The organism is Luteibacter sp. (genome assembly GCF_051958795.1).
Classification (GTDB): Bacteria; Pseudomonadota; Gammaproteobacteria; order Xanthomonadales; family Rhodanobacteraceae; genus Luteibacter.
Map to the genome: position 1 here is coordinate 1 of NZ_JBQCFT010000139.1, position 2488 is coordinate 2488.

Here is a 2488-nt window from a genome sequence, read left to right on the forward strand (position 1 = left end):
GGGGGGGGCGGCCCCCCCCCCCCCCCCCCCCCCCCCCCCCCCCACGACAGCCCGAAGCCCCAACCCGATGCGACGGGCCAAAAAAAAGCCGGCTTTCGCCGGCTTTTTCTCGTTACTGCTGCGTCTGCGGGTCGTACGCGCCGCTGGAGGCTTCCTTACCCTTCATGCGATCGGGCAGGTCGGCCTTGTGCGGGGTGTCTTCCAGCTGGCGGGCTTCGCTTTCCACGGCGTTCAGGCGGACCAGTTCGCCCTTCGTGTCGTAGTACACGGCAAAGCCGTAATCCAGGGCCATGCGGGCCATGAAGCCGAGATGGTTGTCGCGGATCTTCGAGTCGTCGCTCGGCAGCAGCAGGACGGTCTTCGGCAGCTTGCCGGTGTCCTTCAGGTACGCGAAGTGGCTGCCGGCATCGGTGGCCGAGAGCACGGCGCCGTCGAGGGTCTCGAACTGGCCGCTCTTGTAAGCCTTGAGCGTGTAGTCGAACTTGCCCTGCTCAGAGGAGGTGGCGATCGTGTCGCTCTTGGACACGCCACGGTGGCAACCGGCAAGCACCAGCATGCTGGCGAGGAACAGCGCGCCGGCGATGCGGGCCATCAGGGTGGGAACTCGGGTCATGCGTGTCTCCGTGGATCGTTGGTACGGGCGGAAAAGGCGAGTCTACCGCGCCCGGGTGTCGGGCGCGGGTGCGACCGTGAAGGCGTTCAGGTGCTCGGCAGGGTGACGCCGCGCTGGCCCTGGTACTTGCCGCCGCGGTCGGCATACGAGACCTCGCAGACCTCGTCCGATTCCAGGAACAGCATCTGGGCCACGCCCTCGTTGGCGTAGATTTTCGCGGGCAGCGGCGTGGTGTTCGAGAACTCCAGCGTCACGTGGCCTTCCCACTCCGGCTCGAGCGGGGTCACGTTCACGATGATGCCGCAGCGGGCATAGGTGCTCTTGCCCAGGCAGATGGTCAGCACGTTGCGCGGGATGCGGAAGTACTCCACCGTGCGGGCCAGGGCGAACGAATTGGGCGGAATGATGCAGACGTCGGACTTGATGTCGACGAAGCTGCCTTTGTCGAAGGCCTTCGGATCCACGATGGTCGAGTTGATGTTGGTGAACACCTTGAACTCGTCGGCGCAGCGGACATCGTAGCCATAGCTCGAGGTGCCGTAGGACACCAGGCGGTGGCCGTCGCGCTCTTTCACCTGGCCGGGGGCGTACGGCTCGATCATGCCGTGCTGCTCGGCCATGCGGCGGATCCACTTGTCGGACTTGATGCTCACTCACGGTCTCCCTGGTCGAAGCGGGAAAGGATATCAGGTGTTCTGGATCACGATCTTGGGGAACGAGATCGCCTTGTTCTTCGCCTGCAGCGAGAGCTTCGCCGCCGCGGCGCGGGCGATCGCCCGGTAACGGGCCGCCAGATCGGACTCCGGCATGGCCACGACCGTCGGCTTGCCCTCGTCGGCCTGCTGGCGGATCCGGATATCGAGCGGCAGCTCGCCCAGGAAGGCGATCCCGGCCTCTTCCGCCATGCGGGCGCCGCCGCCGTGGCCAAAGATGTGCTCTTCATGGCCGCAGTTCGTGCAGACGTGGGTGGCCATGTTCTCGATGACGCCCAGGACCGGCACTTCGACCTTGCGGAACATGCCCAGGGCCTTGCGAGCATCCAGGAGCGCGATGTCCTGCGGGGTCGTGACGATCACCGCGCCGGAGACCGGCACCTTCTGCGACAGGGTGAGCTGGATATCGCCCGTGCCCGGCGGCAGGTCGATGATCAGGTAGTCGAGTTCTTCCCAGCAGGTGTCGTTCAACAGCTGCATCAGGGCCTGGGTGACCATGGGGCCACGCCAGATCATCGGGGTGTCTTCCTCGATCAGCACGCCGATGGACATGGCCTGCAGGCCATGGGCGCGCATCGGCTCGATGCTCTTGCCATCCGGCGAGACCGGCTTGCCCGAGAGGCCGAGCATGCGCTGCTGGCTGGGGCCATAGATGTCGGCATCGAGAAGGCCAACCTTCGCGCCCTCGGCGGCCAGGGCCAGCGCCAGGTTCACCGAGACGGTCGACTTGCCGACGCCGCCCTTGCCCGAGGCCACGGCGATGATGTTCTTCACGCCCGGCATGGGTGCCAGTTGCCCCTGCACCTTATGGGCATGGACGCGCCAGGTCACCGAGACCGCCGCCGAAGCGATGGCCGGGTCGGCCTCCAGGGCCGCCGTGGCGTCGGCCGCGGCCTGGGCCACATAGCCTTCAGCCGGGTAGCCGAGCTGGATATCGACCGAGACACGGTTGCCATCCACGCCCACGGCGCGCACGGAAGCGCCGAGCGGCTGGCCGGAATGAGGGTCGATGACGCGGTCGAGCAGGCCGCGTACGAGGGTTTCGCTGGCTTCGGACATGGGGGGAATGAGGAAAACCTAAGATGAAGCAATTATGGCACGGCGGGCTGGCGCCCCCGTTGTGGGGGGGGGGGGGGGGGGGGGGGGGGGGGGGGGGGGGGGG

At 66.9% G+C, this 2488-nt stretch carries 3 protein-coding genes; all 3 read right to left on the minus strand.

Annotated features, from left to right (window positions below; all coding sequences use genetic code 11):
- Positions 1-112: 112 nt before the first annotated feature.
- The gene (locus tag ACTHLF_RS07730; RefSeq protein ID WP_440326306.1) at positions 113-613 is read right to left on the minus strand and encodes a hypothetical protein; all 501 of its coding nucleotides are present in this window, start codon (positions 611-613) and stop codon (positions 113-115) included.
- 86 nt (positions 614-699) lie between these two features.
- Positions 700-1266 carry a dCTP deaminase gene (gene dcd / locus ACTHLF_RS07735; RefSeq protein ID WP_045827707.1) on the minus strand — a complete coding sequence of 189 codons (567 nt, stop codon included), beginning with the start codon at positions 1264-1266 and terminating at the stop codon, positions 700-702.
- Positions 1267-1299: 33 nt separating this feature from the next.
- Positions 1300-2385: an iron-sulfur cluster carrier protein ApbC gene (gene apbC, locus ACTHLF_RS07740; protein ID WP_440326308.1), complete on the minus strand. Its 1086-nt coding sequence runs from the start codon at positions 2383-2385 to the stop codon at positions 1300-1302.
- Between the last annotated feature and the right edge of the window lie 103 nt (positions 2386-2488).